Annotated in this window: 25 protein-coding genes; 13 read left to right on the plus strand and 12 right to left on the minus strand. The window is 65.3% G+C overall.

Translation table 11 applies throughout. The features are described 5' to 3' along the window. Nucleotides 1-20: 20 nt before the first annotated feature. Nucleotides 21-1,730: an MOSC and FAD-binding oxidoreductase domain-containing protein gene (locus I2456_RS24895; protein WP_085074996.1), complete on the minus strand. Its 1,710-nt coding sequence runs from the start codon at nucleotides 1,728-1,730 to the stop codon at nucleotides 21-23. Between the two features lie 136 nt (nucleotides 1,731-1,866). Between I2456_RS24895 and I2456_RS24900 the strand changes: the two genes are divergently transcribed. The 7 genes from I2456_RS24900 to I2456_RS24930 all read left to right on the plus strand — a co-directional run bounded on the left by I2456_RS24900 (nucleotide 1,867) and on the right by I2456_RS24930 (nucleotide 8,093). Next, entirely contained in the window at nucleotides 1,867-2,739 is an 873-nt protein-coding gene (locus I2456_RS24900) for an alpha/beta fold hydrolase (protein WP_085074995.1), read from the plus strand. A 67-nt stretch (nucleotides 2,740-2,806) separates the two neighbouring features. Continuing rightward, nucleotides 2,807-3,508 (plus strand): TetR/AcrR family transcriptional regulator, encoded by a 702-nt coding sequence (locus I2456_RS24905; protein WP_085074994.1) that lies wholly within the window; start codon nucleotides 2,807-2,809, stop codon nucleotides 3,506-3,508. A 14-nt stretch (nucleotides 3,509-3,522) separates the two neighbouring features. Then, nucleotides 3,523-4,140, plus strand: a complete 618-nt coding sequence (locus I2456_RS24910) for a TetR/AcrR family transcriptional regulator (RefSeq protein ID WP_241007801.1) — start codon at nucleotides 3,523-3,525, stop codon at nucleotides 4,138-4,140. A 71-nt stretch (nucleotides 4,141-4,211) separates the two neighbouring features. After that, complete coding sequence (locus I2456_RS24915; protein WP_085074993.1) at nucleotides 4,212-5,258, plus strand: zinc-binding alcohol dehydrogenase family protein; 1,047 nt, start codon at nucleotides 4,212-4,214, stop codon at nucleotides 5,256-5,258. 42 nt (nucleotides 5,259-5,300) lie between these two features. Continuing rightward, nucleotides 5,301-5,894 carry a TMEM175 family protein gene (locus I2456_RS24920; RefSeq protein ID WP_085074992.1) on the plus strand — a complete coding sequence of 198 codons (594 nt, stop codon included), beginning with the start codon at nucleotides 5,301-5,303 and terminating at the stop codon, nucleotides 5,892-5,894. Nucleotides 5,895-5,896: 2 nt separating this feature from the next. After that, nucleotides 5,897-6,580, plus strand: a complete 684-nt coding sequence (locus tag I2456_RS24925) for a haloacid dehalogenase type II (protein ID WP_085074991.1) — start codon at nucleotides 5,897-5,899, stop codon at nucleotides 6,578-6,580. 55 nt (nucleotides 6,581-6,635) lie between these two features. After that, a complete protein-coding gene (locus I2456_RS24930) occupies nucleotides 6,636-8,093 on the plus strand; it encodes a dihydrolipoyl dehydrogenase family protein (protein WP_085074990.1) in 1,458 nt (485 codons plus the stop codon). Here I2456_RS24930 and I2456_RS24935 read toward each other — a convergent pair. Beyond that, nucleotides 8,078-8,557, minus strand: coding sequence for a hypothetical protein (locus I2456_RS24935; RefSeq protein WP_085074989.1), 480 nt, complete (start codon nucleotides 8,555-8,557; stop codon nucleotides 8,078-8,080). The two genes, I2456_RS24930 and I2456_RS24935, sit on opposite strands and share 16 nt — an antisense overlap. After that, the gene (locus tag I2456_RS24940; RefSeq protein ID WP_085074988.1) at nucleotides 8,554-9,081 is read right to left on the minus strand and encodes an SRPBCC family protein; all 528 of its coding nucleotides are present in this window, start codon (nucleotides 9,079-9,081) and stop codon (nucleotides 8,554-8,556) included. Before I2456_RS24940 ends, I2456_RS24935 begins: the two co-directional genes overlap by 4 nt. 59 nt (nucleotides 9,082-9,140) lie before the next feature. Between I2456_RS24940 and I2456_RS24945 the strand changes: the two genes are divergently transcribed. After that, nucleotides 9,141-9,710, plus strand: a complete 570-nt coding sequence (locus I2456_RS24945; protein ID WP_085074987.1) for a TetR/AcrR family transcriptional regulator — start codon at nucleotides 9,141-9,143, stop codon at nucleotides 9,708-9,710. A 5-nt stretch (nucleotides 9,711-9,715) separates the two neighbouring features. Here the strand turns inward: I2456_RS24945 and I2456_RS24950 are convergent, their stop codons facing one another. After that, complete coding sequence (locus I2456_RS24950) at nucleotides 9,716-10,117, minus strand: VOC family protein (protein ID WP_085074986.1); 402 nt, start codon at nucleotides 10,115-10,117, stop codon at nucleotides 9,716-9,718. 84 nt (nucleotides 10,118-10,201) lie between these two features. Here I2456_RS24950 and I2456_RS24955 point away from each other — a divergent pair, with 84 nt between their 5' ends. Then, nucleotides 10,202-10,681: a hypothetical protein gene (locus I2456_RS24955; RefSeq protein ID WP_241007802.1), complete on the plus strand. Its 480-nt coding sequence runs from the start codon at nucleotides 10,202-10,204 to the stop codon at nucleotides 10,679-10,681. On the opposite strand, the gene I2456_RS24960 is transcribed toward I2456_RS24955, so the two are convergent. Continuing rightward, nucleotides 10,649-11,761, minus strand: coding sequence for an NAD-dependent epimerase/dehydratase family protein (locus tag I2456_RS24960; RefSeq protein WP_085074985.1), 1,113 nt, complete (start codon nucleotides 11,759-11,761; stop codon nucleotides 10,649-10,651). The genes I2456_RS24955 and I2456_RS24960 overlap by 33 nt on opposite strands. 94 nt (nucleotides 11,762-11,855) lie before the next feature. On the opposite strand from I2456_RS24960, the gene I2456_RS24965 reads away from it, so the two are divergent. Together I2456_RS24965 and I2456_RS24970 are read left to right on the plus strand one after the other, a co-directional pair. Further along, the gene (locus I2456_RS24965) at nucleotides 11,856-12,692 is read left to right on the plus strand and encodes a lysophospholipid acyltransferase family protein (RefSeq protein WP_068023544.1); all 837 of its coding nucleotides are present in this window, start codon (nucleotides 11,856-11,858) and stop codon (nucleotides 12,690-12,692) included. A gap of 12 nt (nucleotides 12,693-12,704) precedes the next feature. Then, nucleotides 12,705-14,114, plus strand: coding sequence for a WS/DGAT/MGAT family O-acyltransferase (locus I2456_RS24970; protein WP_174814219.1), 1,410 nt, complete (start codon nucleotides 12,705-12,707; stop codon nucleotides 14,112-14,114). A gap of 4 nt (nucleotides 14,115-14,118) precedes the next feature. On the opposite strand, the gene purQ is transcribed toward I2456_RS24970, so the two are convergent. The 3 genes from purQ to I2456_RS24985 form a co-directional block, all read right to left on the minus strand. Next, nucleotides 14,119-14,793 (minus strand): phosphoribosylformylglycinamidine synthase subunit PurQ, encoded by a 675-nt coding sequence (purQ, locus tag I2456_RS24975; protein WP_068163645.1) that lies wholly within the window; start codon nucleotides 14,791-14,793, stop codon nucleotides 14,119-14,121. Beyond that, nucleotides 14,790-15,029, minus strand: a complete 240-nt coding sequence (purS, locus tag I2456_RS24980; protein ID WP_068026133.1) for a phosphoribosylformylglycinamidine synthase subunit PurS — start codon at nucleotides 15,027-15,029, stop codon at nucleotides 14,790-14,792. Before purS ends, purQ begins: the two co-directional genes overlap by 4 nt. Before the next feature lie 112 nt (nucleotides 15,030-15,141). Then, nucleotides 15,142-15,867, minus strand: coding sequence for an ATPase (locus I2456_RS24985; RefSeq protein ID WP_174814218.1), 726 nt, complete (start codon nucleotides 15,865-15,867; stop codon nucleotides 15,142-15,144). Here I2456_RS24985 and I2456_RS24990 point away from each other — a divergent pair. After that, nucleotides 15,844-16,482, plus strand: a complete 639-nt coding sequence (locus tag I2456_RS24990) for an MBL fold metallo-hydrolase (RefSeq protein ID WP_068026110.1) — start codon at nucleotides 15,844-15,846, stop codon at nucleotides 16,480-16,482. The genes I2456_RS24985 and I2456_RS24990 overlap by 24 nt on opposite strands. 13 nt (nucleotides 16,483-16,495) lie before the next feature. On the opposite strand, the gene I2456_RS24995 is transcribed toward I2456_RS24990, so the two are convergent. Together I2456_RS24995 and I2456_RS25000 are read right to left on the minus strand one after the other, a co-directional pair. Continuing rightward, the gene (locus I2456_RS24995; RefSeq protein WP_085074982.1) at nucleotides 16,496-18,166 is read right to left on the minus strand and encodes an FAD-binding dehydrogenase; all 1,671 of its coding nucleotides are present in this window, start codon (nucleotides 18,164-18,166) and stop codon (nucleotides 16,496-16,498) included. A 37-nt stretch (nucleotides 18,167-18,203) separates the two neighbouring features. Then, a complete protein-coding gene (locus I2456_RS25000) occupies nucleotides 18,204-18,908 on the minus strand; it encodes a DUF2334 domain-containing protein (RefSeq protein WP_068026103.1) in 705 nt (234 codons plus the stop codon). Between the two features lie 113 nt (nucleotides 18,909-19,021). Here I2456_RS25000 and I2456_RS25005 point away from each other — a divergent pair, with 113 nt between their 5' ends. Continuing rightward, nucleotides 19,022-20,626 carry a DHA2 family efflux MFS transporter permease subunit gene (locus I2456_RS25005; protein WP_174814217.1) on the plus strand — a complete coding sequence of 535 codons (1,605 nt, stop codon included), beginning with the start codon at nucleotides 19,022-19,024 and terminating at the stop codon, nucleotides 20,624-20,626. Nucleotides 20,627-20,639: 13 nt separating this feature from the next. Here the strand turns inward: I2456_RS25005 and I2456_RS25010 are convergent, their stop codons facing one another. Together I2456_RS25010 and I2456_RS25015 are read right to left on the minus strand one after the other, a co-directional pair. Next, a complete protein-coding gene (locus tag I2456_RS25010; RefSeq protein ID WP_085074981.1) occupies nucleotides 20,640-22,802 on the minus strand; it encodes a S9 family peptidase in 2,163 nt (720 codons plus the stop codon). After that, nucleotides 22,799-23,692, minus strand: coding sequence for a phosphoribosylaminoimidazolesuccinocarboxamide synthase (locus I2456_RS25015; protein ID WP_068026095.1), 894 nt, complete (start codon nucleotides 23,690-23,692; stop codon nucleotides 22,799-22,801). Before I2456_RS25015 ends, I2456_RS25010 begins: the two co-directional genes overlap by 4 nt. Between the last annotated feature and the right edge of the window lie 35 nt (nucleotides 23,693-23,727).

A 23,727-nucleotide genomic window follows, 5' to 3' on the forward strand; every position in this document is an offset into this window, starting at 1 on the left:
CATCCACAACGCCCGCGCCGCTACAAATCCAGTACCACGTCGCTCACCGGCTCAGCCGAGCAGATAAGCACGGAACCAGAATTGGGCGGTTCCAGGGGTGACTGAACATATTTCGTCGTTCCTGCGATAACCCCGGTTTCGCAGACGTGACACACCCCGCTTCGGCAGGAGAACCGGGTCGGCACATCACACGCTTCAGCAAGCTCGAGAATACTGCCGTAGCTGGGCGACCAGTTGACCTCAAGCCCACTGCGGGCGAACGTAATTGCCGGGCCACTACCCGGTGGACCGCCAGGCTGATGCGGCGACCGAGGTGGCGCAGCGACGATACCCGGATTGATAGCCAGCAGGGCGCCGAACAGTTCACTGTGGACGCGTGCCGAATCGATTCCGACGTCGGTCAGCGCAGAGCGCATGTCGGTCATGAATTGCGTTGGCCCGCAGAGGTACACCGTTGTGTCGGCGGACAAGCCCAGCGACGCGATGGCATCATGGTCGAGTCGGTCATGCAATTCGGTATAAAACACCCGCTGACGCGCACGAGGAAGTGATTCAATGAGCCCCGTTACTTCGGCGGCGAAGGCGTGAGTTTTGTGATTCCGAGTGGTATGTAGCCACCAGATTTCTCGACTGCTGACTGCGGCCGCCAGCGTATGCAACATGGCCAGTAGGGGAGTCGCGCCGATCCCCGCCGAGATCAGCACGACCGGAGTACTGCCCTCGGCGAGATAGAAGTCGCCACGCGGAGCGGCGGCTTCTATGGAGGAGCCGGCCTTGATGTGGTCGCACAACCAGCGACTCACCCATCCGTGCTCGTCACGCTTGACGCTGATGCGGTATTCGCCCGCCGCGGGGTCTCCGGACAGCGAGTAGCTCCGCAGCGGTGCGGGTTTTCCCGCCCCAGGAACCTTGACCGTCAGGTATTGACCGGGAAGGGGTGTCGGTAGCGGGCCGTCACCGTCGGCCCGAAGCCGAATTGACAACACCTGGGGAGTTTCTAACGACGTTGCGCTGACCCGCAACGAACGAAATCCGTTCCATCCCGGCTCGGTTCCGATCGGTAATGGCGTGGCCGCGGTACGGCTGTCATGCGCGGCTAGCATGTCGACGAAGGACTGCCGCCATCCAGGGCTTAGCGCCGGAACGTCGACGATCTTGCGGAGTTGGTCGATATTGCGGTCAGGCAGATAAAGGAGCGCGTCCACATCGGCCACACTCAGTTCATGGCGACCGCGACGAGAACGCACTATGTCGTCGCCCGCCCGCACCTGACCCTCAGTAATCACCCGGAAGTAGAATCCCGGACGGTGTTGAGCCACAAGTAGTTTGGGCATTTCCGGCACACCGAGTCGCAACCCGACGCGGAAGCAGGTGACACGCGGCTGGGTTACCTCGAACTCGGCGGTGCCAATCCGGTACCGGTCACCGATGCAGACGTCAGCATCCGCGAGCCCGGTAATAGTGAAGTTCTCGCCGAAGTGCCCGGCCTGTAGGTCATCCCGCTTCAAATAATGCTTCCAGAAATCGTAGGACTCGGTCTGATACACCATGACCGCGCGATGCTCACCACCGTGGCCCGCTAGATCACCCTGACCGTCACCGTCGATATTGAGGCGGCGCACCGCGACTGGCCCGTCGAGGGCTGTCTTCCATATGCCAGTGTGGACAACCCTCTCGCCCCAACGAACGTCTTTGGGCATCCCGACGTTCACCGATACGAGTTTGCCCACTTTCGCTCCTCGCGATTCCCGAGAATGGGTCAAACCACCCACAGTATGGCGCCTGCACGCAACGGTCAACATTGCATCCCCCTCACTTTCATGCATACTGGGATGGCCGTCCCAAAAACAAGAGCAGGAGGCAGTCGTGCTCGCTGTACACCACCGCTACGCCACCGTCGACGGTCGGCGGCTCTTCTACCGCGAAGCCGGCGCTGCCGACGCCCCGGCCGTGGTGCTCTTGCACGGATTCCCCACCAGCTCATACATGTTCCGCGGCCTGATTCCGGCGTTGGCCGACCGATACCACGTAATCGCACCGGACCACTTGGGCTTTGGCCTATCGGACGCTCCGCCGGTCGAAGAGTTCGACTACACATTCGACGCCCTCACCGACCTGACGGCCGGACTGCTGAGACACCTCGGAATCACCAGGTTTGCGATCTACGTGCAGGACTACGGCGCCCCGATCGGGTGGCGTCTGGCCCTCCGCGAGCCCACCGCGATCACCGCGATCATCACCCAGAACGGCAACGGCTACGACGTCGGCTTCGTCGAGAGCTTCTGGAAAGTCGTGTGGGCCTACCAAAACGACCCCACACCCGCGAATGAGGCCGCAGTTCGGCAGTTCCTCACCCTGGATGCGACGCGTTGGCAGTACCTGACCGGGGTCGGCGACGAATCCCTGGTAGACCCCGAATCCTGGTACCACGACTACGCGCTTCTGTCTCGTCCCGGCAACGACCAGGTGCAGCTGAAGCTGTTCCGTGACTACGCCACCAACGCGCCGTTGTACCCGCGCCTGCACGAGTACTTCCGCGCCACCGGCGTTCCCCTCCTCGCGGTCTGGGGTCGGGGCGACGAGATATTCGGCCCGGAAGGCGCGCGAGCCTTTGCCACCGACTTACCCGACGCGGAAATCCATCTGCTCGACGGCGGGCACTTTCTTCTCGAGTCGGCGCTACCCGAAGTCGCCGGATTGGTCCGGTCCTTCCTGGCCCGGGACCACCGCACCGCCTGATCACGTCTGCTTCACCAATGGGCTGGATATCCCATAGTTGAGGCGGCTAACGAGTTAGCCTGACACCATGGGCGATCCGGACGATGGCAACGAAAGGCGGTTGACGCCCAAGGGGCGCGCCACCCGAGATCGCATCGTGCAGACGGCGGCGGACTTGATCGTCCACGAAGGCCTGTCCGCATTCAAAATGGACAGCGTTCGCAAGGCCGCGTCGGTCAGCGGTTCTCAACTTGCCCACTACTTCACCGACAAGGGCGCGCTGGTCCGCGCCGTCATAGCCCGCCAGATGGGCGTGGTGCTCGACTTCCACCGTCAACCGAAGCTCGGCGAATTGGACTCGTTCGACGACTTCGAGCGATGGATCGACCTCAACATGCGCTACCTGCGTCGCATCGAAGGCACCGGCACACCGACCTATCACGCATTGGCCGCCAAGCTGGCTAAGTCGGACTCCGATGCCGAACCCCGCACCCGCGAAGCGTTGGGCGCCGGTTACTGGCAGTGGATCGCGTTGCTGGAAAAGGCGATTCAGCGCATGAAAGATCGCCAAGTGCTGGTAGCTGAGGCTGATCCGCGCCATCTGGCCATGGTCATTGTCAGCGCTCACCAGGGCGGCGGCACGCTGGCCTACACCTATCGGGAGGAATGGCCGCACGCAGATGCGATTCGATTCGCTGTCAACTATCTGCGCATCTTCGCTACTGACCCCGCGGAAAGAGCGCCACGCCCGCCGCGACGCCGGCGCGCCAAAAGCAACCGGGCAAGCTGATCCAAGGCGACGACGTGTCCGGTGATGCCACACCGCGGTTCACCCGCAAGGGACTGGCGACCCGCGCGCGCATCGTCGACGTGGCCGCCCGGCTGATGTTCGAGCGCGGCATCGCCAACACCAGCATCGACGACGTGCGCACCATGGCTTCGGTGGGTGGGTCGCAAATCGCGCACTACTTCCGGGACAAACGTGACCTCACTCGTGAGGTGATCGCGGTGCGCCGCGCACATGTGCAGGCATTCCACGCACAGCCGAAACTGGCCCAGCTGAACACGTTTGACGCGCTCCAGGCATGGGCCGATGCCTGCATTGCCGACATCGACACCGTCTACCGAGTCGGCGGATGCGTCTACGGGTCGCTGGCGGGGGAATTGATCGACGCCGACGAGGAAGTGCACGAAGACCTGTCCCGAGGCTACGACGAGTGGATTCAACTGCTGCGCGATGGCCTGACGATGATGCGCCAACGTGGTGACCTACGCCCCGAAGCGGACCCGCAGCACCTGGCGGTGGCACTGGTCGCCGCGCATCAGGGCGGCGCCATGGTCACACACGCCACCGGCGACCCCGCACCACTGCGAGCCGCGCTCAACGCCGCGGTGGACTACGTTCGCTCGTTCCGCAGCTAGACAAAATTGGGCGGCCCGGCCCATAATACTGGGACCGGTAGCCCACTCAGTCGATCGGATCGAGGCGTCACATGTCCACCATCAGCTCGCCGCCGACCACACCTACCGTGGTACGGGAGAAGGACACCGGTGAAACCATGCGCGCCATCGTGTTGGACGGGTTCGGTAGCCTCGACAGACTTGTCTACACCGACATACCCAAGCCGCTGCCCAAGGACGGCGAGGTGGTGATCAAAGTCAAGGGTTTCGGCATCAACCATGCCGAGATGCACATGCGCCGGGGGGAATGGGCCGAAGCCGCCGAGGTCAGCGGCATCGAATGTGTCGGTGTCGTCGAGGCGTGCCCCGGTGGTGAATTTCCCGTCGGTGCGAAGGTCGCGGCATTGATGGGTGGCTTGGGACGAACAATCAACGGCAGCTACGCCGAATACACGCGCGTGCGAGCGGCGAACGTCGCCCTCATCGACTCTGACCTGCCCTGGTCGCAGTTAGCGGCACTGCCCGAAACTTTCGCGACGGCCTGGACTTGTCTGTTCCGCAACCTCGACCTGCAGGCGGGTCAAACGGTGGTAATCCGCGGTGCCACATCGTCATTCGGGCAGGCCGCCGTCAAGATGGCGGTGGCCGCCGGTGCCCGCGTCATCGCCACCAGTCGTAGCCAGGAGCGCTTCGGCCTACTGGAGCGCCTCGGCGCGGTCCGGGCGGAAGTGGAGCGGCGCGACATGGCCGCAACTATCGCCGAAGCCAAACACATTGACGCCGTTCTGGATTTGGTGGGCAACAGCACGATCTTGGACTCTCTCGACATGTTGCGCCGCGGCGGGGCCGCCTGTTTGGCGGGATGGCTCGGTGGATTGGCGCCCATCGCGGATTTCAATCCGCTGTTACGGATGGCCAGCGGCGTCAACCTGAACTTCTTCGGCAGCTTCGTCTTTGGCACGCCGGGGTTTCCGTTGTCCGACGTGCCGCTGGCCGACATCGCGCGGCAGGTTGCCGATGGTGAACTCGACGCCGCACCGTCACATGTTTTCGGCTTCGATGAAATCCGACAAGCGCATCAGCTGATGGAGGCCGGGCAAGCCGGCGGGAAAATGGTAGTCGTCATGGATCCCGAGTGACCGGGCAGTGCTGATTTGGCACTCCGGATCCGACGTTCCACCGTGACCACGCGAAAAGCCAGTCCGGACCGGGTAAAAGCGTTCTCCGACGGCGTCTTCGCGGTGATCATCACGGTTTTGGTGCTCGAACTCAGACCACCTGCCGCCGACAGCTTCCGCGCATTGCTACCGCTGTGGCCTACAGGTCTGAGCTATGTGGTCAGCTACCTGTTCATCGCGATCGTGTGGGTCAACCATCATCACTTGTTCAACTACGCGGACGTGGCGACGCCGCGTCTGGTGTGGTCCAATTTCGCGCACCTGTTCTCCGTCTCACTGCTTCCTTTCACCACCGAATGGATCGCCGATACCCGTCTGGGGGACGCGCCGGTGGCGCTGTATGCCGCGGTCTTCGTCTTGGTGAACGTCACCTATCTCGCGCTCTGCTGGGAGGCGATCGATCGGCCCGCGCACGATGATGTGCCGACCCAGATGCGGCGCATGCTGCGGATGCGGTCCGTGCTGACGATCGGGATCTTCAGCGCGGCGGCCGTCATTGCGTTGCGCTGGCCGGTGGCCGCAATGGCCCTGATTTGTTTGTGTCTGATCGGGTATTTGCGGCCGGACCTTCCCGACCGAAAGCAAGTGGAGGATTGACCGTGCCACCGTCCATACTGGTCTTCGACGTCAACGAGACATTGATCGACATCGATTCGCTCACACCACTATTCACCGACTTGTTTGGTGACCAACGGGTGCTGCGCGAATGGTTCAACCAGCTCATCATGTACTCGATGACGATCACGCTGTCCAACAATTACGTCGATCTCTTCACGCTGGGCCAGGCGGTGTTGCGCATGCTGGGCGAGATTCGCGGGGTGGCAATCTCCGACGACGACACCGAACGACTCACCACGTTGTTACGCACCATGCCCGCGCACACTGACGCGGCGGAAGCGCTCACTACACTGCGCGACAACGGGTTTCGGATGGTCACCCTGACCAACTCACCGCGCATCCCGGGCAGCCCCACTTCACTGGAGAACGCCGGACTCGCCCACTTCTTCGAACAGCAACTCAGCGTCGATTCCTGTCAGGCCTTCAAGCCGGCGCCGGCGGTGTACCGCCAGGTGTGCGACGCGCTCGATGTTGCGCCCGCCGACTGCGTGATGGTGGCGGCACACGCGTGGGATCTGCTGGGTGCGCAAAATGTGGGCCTGCGCTCGGCATTGGTTTCCCGACCAGGCAATGCGGTTCTGCCCGCCGACGGGCTGCCACGACCTGACGTCGTGGTCACTGACCTGCGCGCACTCGCGCGTCACCTCTGCGGGGATGGCCGCTGACCGCAACACGTGAGTAGCTTTTCTGCAAGGAACCTCACCGAAAGGATCGTTGAGCATGGCAGCGGACCAGCAGGACGAATTCGACGTCGTCGTACTCGGCGCAGGACCGGTGGGGCAGAACGCCGCCGACCGGGCTCGGGCGGCGGGGCTGAGCGTCGCCGTGGTCGAACGCGAACTGGTCGGCGGCGAGTGTTCCTATTGGGCGTGCGTGCCGAGCAAGGCGCTGCTGCGTCCGGTCCTGGCGATCGAGGATGCCCGGCGGGTGGACGGTGCGCGCCAAGCCGTCACCGGCTCCATCGATCCGGCCGGTGTCTTCCAGCGTCGCAATCGCTATGTCAGCGACTGGGACGACAGCGGCCAGGCCGACTGGGTTGCCGGCATCGGCGCGACGCTGATCCGCGGCCACGGACGCTTGGACGGTCCGCGACGCGTCACGGTGTCTTCAGACGACGGTCAACTTGCGCTGACAGCTCGGCACGCAGTGGTTGTGTGCACTGGGAGCCGTCCCGCGCTGCCTGACTTGCCGGGCATCGCCGAGGCCCGCCCGTGGACCAACCGCCAGGCCACCGACAGCAGTTCGGTACCGGGCCGGCTGGCCGTGGTCGGTGCCGGCGGTGTCGGTGTCGAAATGGCCACTGCCTGGCAGGGTTTGGGATCCGCGGTCACCCTGTTGGTGCGCGGGTCGCAGCTGCTACCCCGGATGGAGCCGTTCGTGGGTGAACGCTTGCACCAAGGCCTCGCCGAGCTGGGCGTCGACGTACGCACGAGCGTATCCGTGCGCGCGCTGCGCCGCCCCGACCCACACGGACCAGTCACCCTCGAGCTGGACGACGGTAGCGAAGCTGAGGTAGACGAAATCCTGTTCGCGACCGGCCGGGCCCCGTTGACCGACGATATCGGTTTGGAGACAGTCGGTTTGCGGCCGGGCAGCTGGCTGGAGGTCGACGACACCTGTCGAGTGCGGGGGGTCGAGGAGGGCTGGCTGTACGCCGCCGGGGACGTCAACCACCGCGCCCTGTTGACCCACCAGGGTAAATACCAGGCCCGCATCGCCGGTGCCGCCATCGGCGCCCGCGCTACCGGCAGACCGCTCGATACCGCACCGTGGGGCACGCACGCCACCACCGCCGACCATCACGCGGTGCCGCAAGCTTTCTTCACCGATCCGGAAGTCGCGGCGGTGGGTCTGACAGCAGAGCAGGCCGCGCAGGCCGGGCACCGCGCGAAGGCCATCGACGTCGAGATCGGTGACGCCGTAACGGGCGCAAAGCTTTTCGCCGACGGATACACCGGCAGGGCGCGCATGGTGGTCGACGTGGATCGCTGCCACATCCTGGGGCTCACCCTGGTCGGTCCCGGCGTCACCGAGCTTCTGCACGCGGCCACCATCGCGGTCGCCGGCCAGGTGCCTGTCGACCGCCTGTGGCACGCCGTCCCGTGCTTCCCCACCATCAGCGAGTTGTGGTTGCGGCTCCTCGAGGCGTACCGCGATTCGGCTTACGTCCTGGTGTGAGGATGCGCTTGCGCCGCGCGGCGCAGCAGGTACGGCGCGAAGAACCGATGGCCCCGTCGGATCACCGACCATGATGTTCGCGCGTAAGCCGTGTCGAGTTCGATCTGCGTGGCGATGAGGGCTTGCCCCGGCGGCGTCATGGCGATCAGGCGGGCTCGCAGCCCGGCCGAAGAATCCAGCCCGACGACAAACGATTCGGCGCTTCGGTGCAGAATCTTCCATCCGAGGACATAGCCGGGTGTCGGGTTCACCGGGCCGAATTTCGCGCCCAGGAGCGCCTTTCCCAAGCCGGCCCACGGCAGTTGGAACCAGCGCGGCGCGCCTTCCAGGAACGCCCGCATCCATTGCTCCGGTGTTCGCGCTGCCTCGGTACGCACCGTGTAGGCGTCCTGGTAGTCGATTCGGTCGAGCAGACGCAACTCCTCGACCGGGGCAGGAACTCGCACTTCGGTCGCAGACGTCATCGGACTTCCGAGGTTGCGTCGAGTGCGCAACTTTGACCGCGTTCGGCCAGGTGCTTGAAGTTGAGGAGTTGACGCCGGGCCATGATCAGGTCGCCGACACTCAACAGGGCCGCGAACGGCCAGCCCCACGGCGAGGCGATCTTCAACAGCAACCGCGTGCCATCGCCGTCGGGTTCGAGGAGGTAGGACATGACGACGTCGCCGATGCGCCCGGTCAGTTGGCGTCCCGGCTCGACCGACAACACCCGCCCGATCGGACGACCCAGTGCGCTGGTGAATGTTTCGCCTGGCACCGGATCCGCCAGGCCACGAAGCTCCCGGGGCGAACGCCGACCGCCATTGTCGATCCAGTCATAGGAATAAGGCGCCAGCCGGATCTGAATCAACCACGGCCACACCCGATCTGGCGGTGCAGCAACCGACACGCCACGCCATAACCGAGATTTCGGCCGACGGATGTTGTCGTCACAGGGGAACGGCCGGGCTACTTCCTCGTCTGTGACACCCCAGCGATCAGTGAACATCGCTACTCCCTAATACTGAACGCACCGACTACCTAAACGCACTGTATAGTATTTTGTTCATGGGGTCGAGGGGTCGCGCGCGAGATCCGCAAATCGATGCGGCAATCCGCTTGGCGGCAGCCGAACTGCTGGCCGAAGTCGGCTATGCGAGCCTGACGATGGAGGCGGTCGCCGCGCGCGCCGGTGTCAGCAAGGCGACGCTGTACCTGCGTTATCCCTCCCGCGCGGTCCTGGTTTTCGATGCGATCTTCGGCAAGACGAAGACACTGCTGATCCCCGACTACGGTGACATCCGCGCCGAATTGCGCGAGGCGTACCGCTGGGCCGTCGACGAGTTCTCCGCGCGGGAAGCTCGTGCCGCCATTCCCGGCCTGCTCGCCGAGATCGGGTCCGCACCGGAGTTGGCCCGGCTGGTGCGGGAGGTCGCGCTGCAGTCCGAGTACGAGCGGGTGCGGTCCCTGCTCGAACGGGCGCAAAGCCGGGGACAGATCCGCGCGGACGCCGATGTCGCGCTGATCATCGACGCGTTCATCGGCACCGCGTTGGCTCGGGTGACGCTCATCGATCACGCGGTCGACCACGCCTTCGGCGATCGTCTCGTCGACCTACTTCTCGATGGCGCCCGGTAAGTCGTTCAGTAGACGGCGATCTCGATGAGGTTGCCGTCCGGGTCGCGGCAGTAGTGCGAAATCATCGGACCCAGTGCGCCGAGCTTTTGCACCGGCCCCGCGGTGATCACCACTGCGCTGGCACTCAGGTGTTCGCGTACCTGCTCCGGGGTGGCGCCGGTGACGAAGCACAGGTCCGCCGAACCGGCTGCCTCGACCGATCCGGTCACCCAGTCCGGGTCCTCGGCCAGCGCCCCGAGCGGGCGAAGGTTGATCTTCTGATCGCCGAAGCGCAGCGCGGTTCTGCCCGTCGCACCGAACGTCTCACGCGTCATCCCGAGCACCCGCTCATACCAGCGGGCGCTTACCTCCACGTCGCGGCAATTGAGCACGATGTGGTCGAATCGGTCCACGCGCAAGCCCACCATCGAGCTCCCCTCAGCAAATTCTCAACTGATTCTTCGGCAGCGCTTTCCCTGCCGCAAAGGTTCCACATAGGAGCCGGCCTCAACATGAGTAACATGACCGAGCCGATGGGCGAGCCGTTGACCACCGAGCTGATCGAACGTTACCTGCATAGCCGGGGGCGTCGGTACTTCCGCGGTCAACACGATGGTGAGTTCTTCTTCGTCGTCAACTGCGGCCGACCCCGCATGCACGTGCATCTGGGGATCCCGGGCCCGCACAGCGACACATTGACCTTGCGGGCCACTCCGGCAAGCTTTTATCCCGTTGCCGACGCTGGAACGCTGAGCAACCGGGTCGCGGAGTGGAACAAGCACAACGGCGAGCTCGCCGCGGTGGTGCACGGATCCTCCGATCCGCAACGCATCGGTGTGACGGTGTCCGCCTCGCACTGGGTTGGTGAGCGCGTGCGCTTCGAGGACTTCGGTGAGTTCGTCGACCGCGCCCTGGGCGCAGCCGTCGAACTCTTCAGCGGATTGGCCCCGTCCGACGAACTACCGACGCAGTCCCTGCTGCAAGCCGGGTGAGCTAGCGCTGCTGGCTAACCCAGCATCCGGCCAGGGGTCGCCGAGCTCAGCCTTGATCGCACCCCAAGGATCGGCATAGCGGCCAGGCGAATTGCGGTAAGCCGCACGGCGTTTGAGTAACTGCCGGACCAGCGGCGCCACCACCCGCAACGGATACCGGCGCCACCCGGCCACCGAACGCATCTCGGCGAGCATGCCCGGCCACGTGTGGTGCTGAAAAGACAGCACCTGCTGGGCGCGACTGGTGTCCATCCAATCGGTGACGAACCAATCCTCGTCGCTGTCCGGATTGCCCGGCCGCCCACCCGGCAGGATGTCGGGCAAGCCCATCGCGGCGGCCAGTGCTGCACCCACCACGCCCTGTCGCAGCAGGTGCGATTCGTCTCCGCCAATCAGCAGGATTTCCCCGCCCACATCCGCGGTGGCCGCAGCGGCGAACGCGGTGGCGACGTCGCGTACGTCGACGGTGTGCACCCGCCCGTCGGTGGGCAGCGCACTTTCGAAGAACAACGCGTCGGCACTGAACGGCATCGCGCCCAAGTCGACACTCATGACCGCAGCCAACCGCAGGATGACCCAATCCAGACTCGAGGAGCGGACGTACTCCTCGACTTCGGCCTTGTGGGCGCCGTAGAGGTCCGACGGAGATGGCGGAGTATCCGGCTGGAGCAACTCGTCGTACCGGTGCGGGTTGCGGGCGCCGTGCACGGCGTTGCTGGAGGCCTGGATGAATCGCACGCGGTTGCCGCCTTGCTCGGCGGCCCTCAGCAATGCGACCGTGGCGTCGACGTTGACCCGGCGGGCGAGTTCGCGCTGCTGGTAGATGACCGGCGGGATCACCGCGGCCAGATGGATGATCACCGTGGGCGCCGTCTCGGCGACGAGTCGGTTCACCTCATCGGTGTCGGTGAGATCCGCCCAGCGCGCCTGGACGCCGGCGGGTAGTGACCCAGCCGCCTTGCGCTGCGCGGCGGTGCCGAGGTCGGTGGCGATCACGTGGTGCCCATCCGCAGCCAACCGACGCACCGTCTGGGATCCGACCAGTCCGAATCCCCCTGTGACAAGAACCTTTTCGGTCATTTCAACCTCGGATTGCTGATCGACCGCACCAGCGGATATGACATTCTCTTAAAACGAGAGTAACATATGCTCAAACGCGCACACCCCTCGTCGGATGCGGCATCGAGGAGACAGACGGAGAGGCAAGACCGTGGCAGCGGGCGACGATCACGAGATCGCCAAGTGGGACCCGGCCTTCACGCGTCAGGTGGTCGACGCCGTCGGGCCGGTGCTCAAACGCTGGCATCGCGCCGAGGTGCGAAACCTCGACAACATCCCCGCCGCCGGTGGAGCACTGGTGGTGTCCAACCATTCCGGGGGCATGTTGACCCCGGACGTCATGATCTTCAGCCCGGCCTTCTACGCCGCCTTCGGATATGACCGGCCGGTGTACACGCTGGGTCATTACGGACTGTTCGTGGGGCCGCTGGAGAGCTGGCTCAGGCGGCTCGGTGTCATCGAGGCCAGTCGCGAAAACGCCGCAGCGGCACTGCATTCCGGTGCAGTGGTGTTGGTTTTCCCCGGTGGTGACTACGACTCCTACCGGCCGACGCTCAGCGCCAACACGGTGGACTTCAACGGGCGCACCGGATACGTCCGCACCGCCATCGAAGCCGGCGTACCGATCGTGCCGGCGGTCTCGATCGGCGCCCAGGAGACTCAGCTGTTCCTGACCCGCGGCAACTGGCTGGCGCGCCGACTCGGACTGACCAAAGCCAGGCTGGACATCCTGCCGCTGAGCTTCGGCGTGCCGTTCGGGTTGAGCATGATCTTCCCGCCCAATCTGCCGTTGCCGTCCAAGATCGTCACCGAGGTCCTCGAACCGATCGACATCACCGCCCGCTTCGGTGCGGACCCTGACGTTGCGCAGGTCGATGCCCACGTCCGTTCGGTCATGGAGACCGCGCTGCAGCGCCTGGCGGCGCAGCGCCGCTTCCCCGTGTTGGGCTAACTGGCGGGTACCGTGAGACGACTCAACGGTATGGACGCCATGCTGGTCTACAGCGAGACGCCGAACCTGCACACCCACACGCTGAAGGTGGCGGTCATCGACGTGTCGGAGTTCGACGGCGAGTTCGGCTTCGAGGTGTTCCGCCACCACCTGCGCCGCCGCTTACACCTGCTGGATCCGTTGCGGTACAAGCTCATTGACATACCGCTGCGGCTGCACCACCCGATGTGGCTGGAAGATTGCGAGGTGGACCTGGACTATCACCTGCGACGGGTACAGGTGCCGGCGCCGGGTGGCCGGCGGGAACTGGACCAGGTCATCGGGCAAGTGGCGTCCACGCCACTGGACCGCCGCCGCCCGTTGTGGGAGTTTCACTTCGCCGAGGGTCTGGCCGACAATCGGTTTGCGGTGATCGGCAAGGTGCACCACGCACTGGCCGACGGCGTCGCCTCCGCCAACCTGTTGGCCCGAGCGATGGATCTCACCGATGCGGTCACCGATGAGCGCGATCCGGGGCAAGCCTGCCGGGCACCCGGGTCCATTGACCTGGTAGGCGCGGCATTACGGGACCACCTCCACCAGGCCGCTCAACTGCCGGGGTTACTGAAGGACGCAGTGGTGGGGTTGGCGCGTGTCCGCCGCCGGTCCCGGCAACGTGGCAGCCATTCCGATCTTGCCGACGCCTTCAACGCACCGCCGACCTTCATGAACCATGTGGTGTCCGCGCAGCGCCGATTCGCCAGCGCCACACTGCCGCTGGCCGACGTCAAGGCGACCGCCGCCGGATTGGGCGTCACCATCAACGACCTGGTCTTGACCGTGGCCGCCGGTGGATTGCGAAATCTGTTGCTGCGCTACGACGGTCATGCGGAGCGCCCGCTCATCGCCTCGGTGCCCACCGCCACCGACAAGTCCGAGCGCGTCACCGGCAATGAGATCAGCGGGTTGATGGTATCGCTGCCCGTGCACGTCGCCGACCCGACCGAGCGTGCGCGCCTGGTGGCGCTGGCCACCCGTATTGCCAAGGAAGACCACGAGATCATGGGTCCCCGCCTCTATGGCCGCATGATGGCCTACCTGCCGGCGGCGGTCGCACCGGCGGCGTTTCGCTGGCTGGCGCGACGGGAGGGACCCAACAAGATGATGAACGTGGCGGTGTCCAGCGTCATGGGACCGCGCGAGCGGGGTCACTTCGGTGGGGCCCCGGTCAGCGAAATCTATTCCACCGGCGTCCTTTCGCCGGGCGCGCCGGTCAACATCACCGTGTGGAGCTACGCCGACCGGCTCAACATTGCGGTGTTGACCGATGACCAGACCTTCGACGATGTTCACGACGCGACCGAGGCCCTGAGTGCGGCGTTCGAGGAATTGCGTGACGCGGCGGGCACCTCGGCACCTCGCGCGGCGCGCAACCCCGCCTAGTCGGTCAGGCCGTCATGACCGCGTCGAGCGCGGAGTAGAACAGGCCCAGCCCATCGTCGGAGGGACCGGTGAGCGCCTCGATGGCGTGTTCTGGGTGCGGCATCAACCCGACGACCCGACCGTTGGCTGAGCTGATACCGGCGATGTCACGCAGCGAACCGTTGATGTTGTCGTGGTAGCGGAAGACCACCCGGCCTTCGCCCTCCAGCTCGTCGAGCACCTCCTGCGGCGCCACATAACGGCCTTCGCCGGATTTCAGCGGCACCAGCACATCGGCGTCGTCCTCGAATCGTGACGTCCAGGCAGTGGACGTCGACGCCACCCGCAACCACACGTCACGGCACACGAAATGTAAGCCGGCATTGCGGGTCAGTGCGCCCGGCAGCAATCCGGCCTCACACAACACCTGAAACCCATTGCAGATGCCCAGCACCGGCATGCCCTGCTCGGCCGCCTCGACCACTTCGCCCATCACCGGGGCGAACTTGGCAATGGCACCGGCGCGCAGGTAGTCGCCGTAGGAGAACCCGCCGGGCACCACTACGGCATCGACACCTTTGAGGTCGGCGTCGGCGTGCCACAGACCGACGGCCTCGCCGCCCGCCCGCCGTACGGCGCGGGCGGCGTCCACATCGTCCAGGGTGCCCGGGAAGGTGATGACACCGATTCGCGCGGTCACTGTGGCTCCCGGGTGATGGTCCAGTCCTCGATCACCGTGTTCGCCAACAGCGATTCGGCGATTTCAGCCAGCGTGGCATCGTCGACGGTGTCGTCGACCTCCAGCTCAAACCGCTTGCCTTGCCGCACATCCGATATCCCGGGGTGCCCGAGCCGCCCCAGCGCACCGACGATCGCCTGACCTTGCGGGTCAAGAATCTCGGCTTTGGGCATCACATGCACGACCACCCGGCTCACCGGCGCTCCTCCTGAGATCTGATCGTTTCGCCCGGCGACGGGCAAAGAGTCCAGGCCAACTCTACCGGCGAAAGCACCGCCCACGCTGTCCCCCGGAAGGTCATCCAGAACGTCATGGACATGAGGCGATATAGGCCTCGCACAACGGCGCCGTCATGGCGTCGAGGACGGCCGAGTCGGCGACCACCGGCCACGGCATCTGTGGCGCAGTGGCCCAGAGCGTCAGTTCGCTGATCGTGCTGCTCGCTACGTGCGCGAGCAGGTAGGTGTGCATGACGACGGGACCGCTGATCACCGCGGCCATGCGCGTCGGCTCGTCGTCGGTGACCGACGGCGATTGCGTGGGTGCGCCCTGTTGGCAGGCGCGCAGCGCGGCGACGGCCGTGCCGAACACCGCTCCCGCAATAGCGCCGCCACGGGCGGTGTCACCGCGCCAATGCAGAATCTGCGCCTGCAGCTGCCATTGGCCCTCGGGGTGGGCGACGATCACCTGTGCGGAGACCGCGGAGTCACGACTGTCCTGCGCGGCGGCAGGCGTGGCGCACACCTGCTCGAAGCGGAACCGCGGCGTCGTGCGGATCAGCGGTACGTCCGCATCGGCCAGCGCCGGCCACCCGTAAACCGAATCCAGCGGGATGGACCGCCGCGCAATCCACGCGGTACCCGGAATTTGATCGCAGACCGGCGGACAGGTCTCCGGATCGGCCTGCGCCGGCGTCACCACCAGGAGCGCGACCACGAGGTTGCCGGCGACCACCACGGCCGCCAGGAACACCCGCAGCCGCATGGTCCCCATCAGGGCACAATCGTAAGCATGCAACTGACGCATTTCGGGCATTCGTGCCTGCTCGCCGAGTTCGGTCAGACCCGCCTGCTGTTCGATCCCGGCACCTTCGCGCACGGATTCGAGGGAATCACCGGCCTGACCGCCATCGTGATCACCCATCAGCACCCCGATCACGTCGACGGCACGCGGTTACCGGCGCTGTTGGACGGAAACCCCGATGCCGCCCTGTATGCCGACCCGCAAACGACCGAGCAGCTGGGATCACCGTGCCAGGCGGTGCATGTGGGTGACGAGCTGACCGTCGGGCAGGTCACCCTGCGTGCGGTCGGCGGAAAGCACGCGGTGATTCATCCGGAATTGCCTGTGATAGACAACATTTCGTTTCTGGTGGACGAGGGCGAACAGCGTGCCAGGTTCATGCATCCCGGCGATGCGCTGTTCGTCCCGGACGAACCCGTCGAGGTCTTGGCGACCCCGGCCGCCGCCCCGTGGATGAAGATCTCCGAAGCCGTCGACTATCTGCGGGCGGTGTCGCCCGCGCACGCGGTGCCGATTCACCAGGGCATCGTGGCCCCGGATGCCCGCGGCATCTACTACGGCCGACTCACCGAGATGACCACCGTCGACTTTCAGGTACTCCCCGAAGAAAGCGCGGTGACTTTCTGACTGACCCGCGCGGTTAGGTGATGTCTTGGGCGGCACCTCGGCCCGCAGCGCGCCCGGAGAAGATGCACCCGCCCAAAAAGGTGCCTTCCAAGGCCCGATAACCATGCACCCCGCCGCCGCCGAATCCGGCCACTTCCCCGGCGGCGTAGAGTCCGGTGACCGGCGTGCCGTCGGACTTCAGCACCCGCGATGCCAAGTCGGTTTCGATGCCGCCCAACGTTTTTCGCGTCAGGATGTGTAGCTTGACGGCGATCAGCGGTCCGGCCTTCGGATCGGTGATCCGGTGCGGAGCCACTACTCGGCCGAGCCGGTCACCGCGGTAGTTGCGGGCGGCTCGGATCGCGGTCACCTGACCGTCCTTGGTGTATTTGTTCGCCACCTCCCGATCCCGCGCGGCGATCGCAGCGTCGACGGTGTGGTAGTCCAGCGGCGCGACGTCGGGGAGCTTGTTCATGGCGTCCACCAGATCTCGCACCGAGTCGGCGCTGACGAAGTCCACCCCGCGGTCGATGAACGCTTGCACCGGTCCCGGCGGTCCGTGCTGCGCCCGGTTGCGCAGCAATTCGCGCACACTCTGGCCGGTCAGGTCGGGGTTCTGCTCTTGCCCGGAAAGGGCGAACTCCTTCTCGATGATCTTGCGGTTCAGGATGAACCATGTGTAGTCATAGCCGGACTTGGTGATGTATTCCAGCGTGCCCAGAGTGTCGAAGCCGGGATACAGCGGAACCGGCAGCCGCTTGCCGTCGGCGTCCAGCCATAGCGACGACGGTCCCGGGATGATCCGGATGCCATGGCGCGGCCAGATCGAGTCGTAGTTGGTGATGCCCTCGGTGTAATGCCACATCCGGTCGGGGTTGATCACCCGCGCGCCGGCCTGCTGCGCGATGCCGATCATCCTGCCGTCGACGTGGGCCGGCACCCCGGATAGCAACTGTTCGGGAACGCGGCCCATGCGGGGTGGCCAATTCTTGCGCACCAGTTCGTGATTGCCGCCGATACCGCCACTGGTCACGATCACCGCCGACGCGCGAAATTCGAACTGTCCGATGCCCGTCCGTGACGACGCGACGCCGCGGGCTTCGTTCGACGGTTCCAGCACGGTGCCCCGCACACCGGTCACGGCGTCGCCCTCGACGATCAATTCGTCGACCTGGTGGCGGTGTGCGAAGCGGACTTTCGGCTGGTTACGCAGCTGGCGAGCGAAGATCTCGACCAGAGCGGGTCCGGTGCCCCAGGTGACGTGGAATCGCGGCACCGAATTGCCGTGCCCTTGCGCGTCGTATCCGCCACGTTCGGCCCAGCCCACGAACGGGAAGATCTTGAGTCCCCGCTCGCGCAGCCAACTGCGCTTCTCGCCGGCCGCGAAATCGACGTAGGCGTGCGCCCACTGCCGCGGCCAGTAGTCCTCGGGCCGATCGAACGCCGCGGTACCCAGCCAGTCCTGCAGCGCGAGCTCGTGGCTGTCGCGGATGCCCAGGCGGCGCTGCTCGGGGCTGTTGACGAAGAACAGACCGCCGAAAGACCAGAACGCCTGCCCGCCCAGATTGGCGCTGTTCTCCTGATCCACGATCAGCACGCGCAGGCCGCGCTCTACCAGTTCGCAGGCGGCTACCAGGCCCGCCAGCCCGGCTCCGACGATAATCGCGTCGGCGGTGAACTCATCGCCCGCCCGTGTAGCGCTCATGTCGGTACAGGGTAGTGCCCGTGATCAGGGCCCTTGGTTATGCGGCGTCGAGAACTGCTCTGTTGGGCCGCCAGCTGTACACCATCGGCGTGCATTCGTGCAGTAGAGCCAGGTCAACGGCGTCGATCATGGCCTGCAGTGGGCCCGGCTTGGACAGGTGACGAGCAGCAACGGCGATGCGCACCACGCCGCCGCGCCGGGCGATGCGCTCGGCGGACATGACCACCATGCGGCACCACCAGGGTTCGGTGAGGAATCCTTCGCCGATGCCGAGCACCCGGGCGCGAACCGTCGATTTACGGACCAAGTCGGTGATGCCGTGATAGTCAGCCAGCAGCCGAAATCCGTTGCCCGGCAATGCTTTGACGACGCCGGGCGACACGGTCCAGCCCGGCGCGGCGAACAGCCGGGTACGAAGCCCCATGTGCTCGAGCACCCGATCGGCCGCCATCAGCCGCAGGTTTGCCTCGTGGGCATGCAGCGACGCGAATTCTCCGCGCCGCTTCTTGGTAGCTGCTTCGTCATACCCGTGCAGCACCACGGCGTCGCCGCCGGCGCGCCTGCCACTGAGCCAGTCGACGGTCACCGGGTCGCGATCCAGCCGGTAGTCATTGCGCAGCCGCGGCGCCACCAGCAGGGACACCGGCACCGAGCGGGCGTCCATCTGCGCGCAGAAAGCGTCCACTTCGGCCAGGGTTCGGTCCCCGATCCCGGACACCGAAACGATCAATTTTCCAGACACGCTGCCAGTTTGCCGATCCCAGGTTTCCGGACGGTGAAGGACACGCAGACGGCAGACGTATATCGCGCCCGCCGCTTCAGCGGGGTCCGGCCGGTTCGGTCGCCGGTATCGATATGCTCAGCAACGCCATGGAAAAGGCGAATTCGGCATCGGCTGCCGCCGAGGAACCCACCACCGTCACGGGTCAACCCCGCGCCGGCGACTACGTCTATCCCGACAAGCTCGACGCCGCCACGCTGCGGATCGCCGGTGTCTGCGTGCTGGCCTCGATGATGGCCATCCTCGACGTCACCGTGGTCAGCGTGGCACAGCGGACCTTCATCCTCGAATTCGGTTCTACCCAGGCGGTCGTGGCCTGGACCATGACCGGCTACACCCTGGCGTTGACCACCGTCATCCCGATAACCGGTTGGGCCGCAGACCGTTTCGGCACCAAACGACTATGGATGGGATCGGTGCTGGCGTTCGCGCTGGGCTCCCTGCTGTGTGCGATGGCACCAAACATTTTGTTGCTCATCCTGTTTCGTGTGGTGCAGGGCATCGGCGGCGGCATGTTGATGCCGCTGGGATTCATGATCCTGACCCGTGTCGCGGGACCCAAGCGGTTGGGGCGCATGATGGCGGTCCTGGGCATTCCGATGCTGCTTGGCCCGATCTGCGGTCCCATTCTCGGCGGCTGGCTGATCGGCACGCTCAGCTGGCACTGGATCTTCCTGGTCAACCTACCGATCGGCGTGACCGCGTTCGCGCTTGCGGCCCATGAGTTCCCACCGGATCGACCGGTGCCGTCGGAGACGTTCGACCTCATCGGCGTGCTGTTGTTGTCACCCGGGCTGGCAACCTTTCTTTTCGGGGTGTCGTCGGTTCCGGGCCGGGGCACCGTTGCCGATCGCCACGTGCTGGTGCCGGCAATCATCGGTCTGGTGTTGATCGGCACATTCATCTTCCGCGCTTGGTACCGCACCGATCATCCGCTGATCGACCTGCGGCTGTACACCAACCGGGTATTCAGTCAAGCCAGCGTGACGCTGCTGTTCTTCGCCGTCGCCTTCTTCGGCACCGGCCTCCTCTTACCCAGTTACTTGCAGCAAGCGCTGCACCAAACCCCCATGCAGTCGGGGGTGTTTCTGATCCCCCAGGGGCTGGGCGCGATGCTGACCATGCCGTTGGCGGGGGCGTTCATGGACCGGCACGGGCCCGGTAAGAGTGTGCTGCTGGGCCTGACGCTGATCACAACCGGATTGGCCACCTTCACCTTCGGGGTCGCCAAGGACGCGGACTACCGGCCCACGCTGCTGGTCGGTCTGGCGATCATGGGCCTGGGCATGGGCTGCACCATGATGCCGCTGTCCGGGGCTGCCGTGCAGACATTGACGCCGCATGAGATTGCGCGCGGTTCCACCTTGATCAGCGTCAACCAGCAGGTCGGAGGGTCGATAGGCACCGCCCTGATGTCGATGGTGCTGACCAATCAGTTCAACCGCAGCGAGAACATCGCCGCGGCAAACAAGCTCGCGTTGCTCCAGCAGGGCGCCGCCCGGCGCGGGATCCCCCTCGACCCCAACAGCATCCCGGCGCAGACGCTTGCACCCGACTTCAACGCCAAGGTGCTGCATGACCTGTGCCACTCCTACACCGTGGTCCTCGTCCTGGGCTGCACGCTCATGGCGGTCACCCTGATTCCGGCTTCTTTCCTACCCCGCAAGCCCGCGGCCTGACCGCTATTCGCCGCTAGGCGTGCGCACCGCCGAGCAGTTCGTCTTCCTGGCCGCCGGCGTCGTAGTCGCCGTCGGCAGCGGCGAGCAGCCAGGCGTATTGGAATGCGGTTTCCTTCCAGCGCTCGTAGCGGCCGCTGATGCCGCCATGCCCGGCATGCATCTGCGTCTTCAACAGAACCGGGTTGCCCTGCGGGTTGGCACCGCCGTTGGCGTGCCGCAGTGCCGCCACCCACTTGGCCGGTTCCACGTAGTACACCCTGGTGTCGTTGAGCGACGTCATCGCCAGAATCGCCGGATATTGCTGGGTCGCCACGTTCTCATAGGGCGAATAGGACTTCATGTAGGCATACACGTCGCTGTCCCCCAACGGGTTTCCCCACTCGTCCCACTCGGTGACGGTCAGCGGCAACGAAGGATCCAGGATCGTGGTCAACGGGTCGACGAACGGCACCTGCGCCAGGATTCCGGCGAAGAGTTGCGGCGCGATGTTGGCCACGGCGCCCATCAACAGTCCGCCGGCGCTGCCGCCGGAGGCCACCAATTGCTCCGGGCGGGACAGCCCCGAATCGACCAGATGCTGTGCCACGGCGACGAAGTCGGTGAAGGTGTTCTTCTTCTGCAGCAGCTTGCCGTGCTCGTACCAGAGCCGACCCATCTCTCCGCCGCCGCGGACGTGGGCGATGACGAACACCATCCCACGATCGAGCAGTGAAAGCCGAGCGATGGAAAACCGTGGGTCTTCGCAGATCTCGTACGCACCGTAGCCATAGACCATTACGGGCGCGGGGAACTCGGTGTCGGCGCGGTGCACAATCGAGACCGGGATGCGGGCGCCGTCGTCGGCGTAGGCCCAGTCTCGTCGTTCGACATAGTCCTCAGGCCGGTAGTCGCCGAGAACCGGTTGTTCGCGCAGCAGGATGCGTTCACCGGTGGTCAGGTCCAGGTCGTAAATGCGAACCGGGGTGATGAAAGACCCGGCGCCGAACCGCAACCTCGGTGAGTCCCAGTTGGGGTTGGCCCCCAACCCGGCCGACATCAGCTCGGAGTCGAACGATATCTCCTCGGGCTCTCCGTAACCACCGTCGGAGCCCAACGGCCACAGTTGAATTCGGGGCAACGCCGCACGCCGATAGCTGACCACCAATTGGCCGGCGAAGGCGTCCACTCCGTCGAGGCGAACATCGTCGCGGTGCGGAATCAGGGTCCGCTGCTGCTGGTAATCGCCGACGGGAGCTTCCACCAAGGTGAAGTTCACCGCGCCGTCGTTGTGCAGGATCAGGAACCGGTCCTGGCCCCCGACCACCGCGTGTTCCACCGAGTATTCGACGCCCTCGCGGCGCGGTGAAACGACGGCGAACTCCGCTTCGGGGTCGGTGGAGTCGGCATAGCGGATCTCCGACGTGATGGACGATCCGGCCGCGATGATCACATAGGCGTTGCTGCGGGTGCGTCCCACCCCAAGCCAAAACCGTTCGTCGGCTTCGTGATAGACCTGCTCGGCAGAATCGGCTGCGCCGAGCCGATAGCGCCACACCGTGTCCGGGCGCCACGCGGCGTCCACCGTGATGTAGTAGACGGTGCGGTTGTCCGCGGCCCAGGTGGCTCCGGCGCCGATGCCCACGATCTGGTCGGGATACAGCTCGCCGGTGCGTAAGTCTTTGAAACGCAGAGTGTATCGCTCGTCTCCGATGACGTCGACGGAGAACGCGAGCAGGTTGCCGTCCAGGCTGACGCTGGCGGCGCCGAGCGCGAAGAATTCGTGGTCCGCGGCTTCCTCGTTCTCATCCAGCAGCACCTGCTCACCGGGGATCTCGGTGTCCTGGTCGAATCGCGGCGGATTCCAGTCGGCGGGGTCGGTGACCGGGCAACGGCAATGGACGCCGTATTGCTTGCCCTCGAAGGTGCGGGCGTAGTACCACCAGTCACCGCGCCGGGTCGGCACCGACAAGTCGGTTTCCTTGGTGCGGGCCTTGATCTCGTCGAAAATCTGTTGCCGCAGCGGCGCCAGGTGGGCGGTGTTGTGCTCGACGTAGTCGTTCTCGGCCTCGAGGTAGGCGATGACCTCGGGACTTTCCTTGTCGCGCAACCACTCATACGGGTCGATGAACACGTCGCCGTGGTGCTCGCGGCGGGTTTCCACCCGCTTGGCCACGGGCGGGGTGACCGATTGGGTCATGCGCTCGGGCCGATCCAGTCACCGAAGCTCAGGCCGGAGATCCGTTCGTAGGCTTCGATGTAACGACCGCGGGTGGCTGAGACGATGTCGTCCGGCAGGGGTGGCGGCGGCCGCTGCCCACCGCGGTCCCAGCCGGAGGCCGGGCTGGTCAGCCAGTTGCGGACGAATTGCTTGTCGAAACTGGTCTGCACCACACCGGGTCGGTAGTCGTCGGCAGGCCAGTACCGCGACGAGTCGGGAGTGAAGATCTCGTCGGCCAGCACCAGGTTGCCGTCGCGGTCGGTGCCGAATTCGAACTTGGTGTCGGCGATGATGATTCCCCTCGTCAAAGCGTGCTGGGCGGCTTGCACGTAGATGTGTAAGGTCTGCTCGCGCAGTTGTTCGGCGAGTGCGGGGCCCACCAACTCGACCACCCGGTCGAACGAGATGTTCTCGTCGTGATCGCCGAGCGCGGCTTTGGTGGCCGGGGTGAACAGCGGCGCATCGAACTTGCTGGCTTCGACCAGGCCGGGCGGCAACGGGATGCCACAGACCTTCCCGGTCGCCTGGTAGTCCAGTAGGCCCGACCCGGTCAGGTAACCCCGAGCCACGCATTCCACCGGCATCATTTCCAGCTGCTGCACGACGAGCGCGCGACCCAGCACCTCGTCGGGGATGCGCGGGTCGTCCGGCGGTCCGGCCAGGTGATTGGGCGCATCGACAAGGCCGAAGAAGAACACGCTCATCGCGGTCAGGATGCGGCCTTTGTCCGGGATGGTGCTGTCCAGGACGTAGTCGTACGCCGAGATCCGGTCACTGGCGACCAGCAACAGGTGCTGGTCGTCGACGCGGTAGAGCTCGCGGACCTTGCCGCTGGCCAGATGCTCGTAGTCGGACAACGCGGGGCGCATCGGGTCAGCCTATCGGGCAACGAACGCCCCGCATT

The sequence above is a fragment of the Mycobacterium kubicae genome, assembly GCF_015689175.1.
Taxonomy (GTDB): Bacteria; Actinomycetota; Actinomycetes; order Mycobacteriales; family Mycobacteriaceae; genus Mycobacterium; species Mycobacterium kubicae.

What these genes read in the sequence shown, in the direction of transcription:
- I2456_RS24935 (WP_085074989.1), bottom strand. Translation starts at nt 8,557, where the DNA reads ATGACGTCTGCGACCGAAGTGCGAGTTCCTGCCCCGGTCGAGGAGTTG.
- I2456_RS24965 (WP_068023544.1), top strand. Translation starts at nt 11,856, where the DNA reads ATGCGGCATCGAGGAGACAGACGGAGAGGCAAGACCGTGGCAGCGGGC.
- I2456_RS24955 (WP_241007802.1), top strand. Translation starts at nt 10,202, where the DNA reads ATGAGTAACATGACCGAGCCGATGGGCGAGCCGTTGACCACCGAGCTG.
- I2456_RS24960 (WP_085074985.1), bottom strand. Translation starts at nt 11,761, where the DNA reads ATGACCGAAAAGGTTCTTGTCACAGGGGGATTCGGACTGGTCGGATCC.
- I2456_RS24995 (WP_085074982.1), bottom strand. Translation starts at nt 18,166, where the DNA reads ATGAGCGCTACACGGGCGGGCGATGAGTTCACCGCCGACGCGATTATC.
- I2456_RS25010 (WP_085074981.1), bottom strand. Translation starts at nt 22,802, where the DNA reads ATGACCCAATCGGTCACCCCGCCCGTGGCCAAGCGGGTGGAAACCCGC.
- I2456_RS25015 (WP_068026095.1), bottom strand. Translation starts at nt 23,692, where the DNA reads ATGCGCCCCGCGTTGTCCGACTACGAGCATCTGGCCAGCGGCAAGGTC.
- I2456_RS24905 (WP_085074994.1), top strand. Translation starts at nt 2,807, where the DNA reads ATGGGCGATCCGGACGATGGCAACGAAAGGCGGTTGACGCCCAAGGGG.
- I2456_RS25005 (WP_174814217.1), top strand. Translation starts at nt 19,022, where the DNA reads ATGCTCAGCAACGCCATGGAAAAGGCGAATTCGGCATCGGCTGCCGCC.
- I2456_RS24985 (WP_174814218.1), bottom strand. Translation starts at nt 15,867, where the DNA reads ATGCCCGAAATGCGTCAGTTGCATGCTTACGATTGTGCCCTGATGGGG.
- I2456_RS24945 (WP_085074987.1), top strand. Translation starts at nt 9,141, where the DNA reads ATGGGGTCGAGGGGTCGCGCGCGAGATCCGCAAATCGATGCGGCAATC.
- I2456_RS24950 (WP_085074986.1), bottom strand. Translation starts at nt 10,117, where the DNA reads ATGGTGGGCTTGCGCGTGGACCGATTCGACCACATCGTGCTCAATTGC.
- I2456_RS24990 (WP_068026110.1), top strand. Translation starts at nt 15,844, where the DNA reads ATGCAACTGACGCATTTCGGGCATTCGTGCCTGCTCGCCGAGTTCGGT.
- I2456_RS24915 (WP_085074993.1), top strand. Translation starts at nt 4,212, where the DNA reads ATGTCCACCATCAGCTCGCCGCCGACCACACCTACCGTGGTACGGGAG.
- I2456_RS24930 (WP_085074990.1), top strand. Translation starts at nt 6,636, where the DNA reads ATGGCAGCGGACCAGCAGGACGAATTCGACGTCGTCGTACTCGGCGCA.
- I2456_RS24940 (WP_085074988.1), bottom strand. Translation starts at nt 9,081, where the DNA reads ATGTTCACTGATCGCTGGGGTGTCACAGACGAGGAAGTAGCCCGGCCG.